At 50.8% G+C, this 580-nt stretch carries 2 protein-coding genes; both read left to right on the top strand.

Going from position 1 to position 580, the window contains the following annotated elements; genetic code table 11:
• Positions 1–13: 13 nt before the first annotated feature.
• Complete coding sequence (locus DCC82_RS18855; protein WP_483299666.1) at positions 14–409, top strand: IS66 family transposase; 396 nt, start codon at positions 14–16, stop codon at positions 407–409.
• A partial coding sequence (locus DCC82_RS18850; RefSeq protein ID WP_483299665.1) for an IS66 family transposase occupies positions 309–580 on the top strand: 272 nt, incomplete at its 3' end. The genes DCC82_RS18855 and DCC82_RS18850, both read left to right, overlap by 101 nt.

Here is a 580-nt window from a genome sequence, read left to right as displayed (position 1 = left end):
GAAACTCGCATGGGTGCATGTCGCGTGTACATCGAGATATACATACTTGGCTCCTCACGCTTCTCGTGGAAAGAAAGCAACGGATGAGATCGGGGTTCTTCCACAATACAAAGGGACGATGATGCATGATGCATTCGGTACGTATCCGAGATACACGAAAGCCACACATGCTCTTTGTCATGCCCATCATTTACGTGAGCTAAAAGGCTTCACCGAACAAGGGCATACGTGGGCGATGCGCATGACCACGTTTCTGTTAGCCGCCAAACAGGCAGTCGAAGCCCANCGAACAAGGGCATACGTGGGCGATGCGCATGACCACGTTTCTGTTAGCCGCCAAACAGGCCGTCGAAGCCCATCACGGTGCACTTTCCGAAGAAGAAGCGAGACGGTGGGAACGAGTGTATGATCGCATCCTAGAAAGAGCACAACACCGATTAGAAACGATGACGCCTCTTCCGAAAAAAGCACTCGCTTTTGTTCGACGCCTTCAAAAACGAAAGGAAGAAGCGCTGCGTTTCTTACGTGAAGTACATGTTCCCTTTGATAACAACCAAGCCGAACGCGATCTTCGCATGGT

It is taken from the genome of Geobacillus sp. LYN3, assembly GCF_003064505.1.
GTDB lineage: Bacteria > Bacillota > Bacilli > Bacillales > Anoxybacillaceae > Parageobacillus_B > Parageobacillus_B toebii.
The sequence above is the reverse complement of the archived record's forward strand: the minus strand, read 5'-3'. Positions and strand labels throughout refer to the sequence as shown.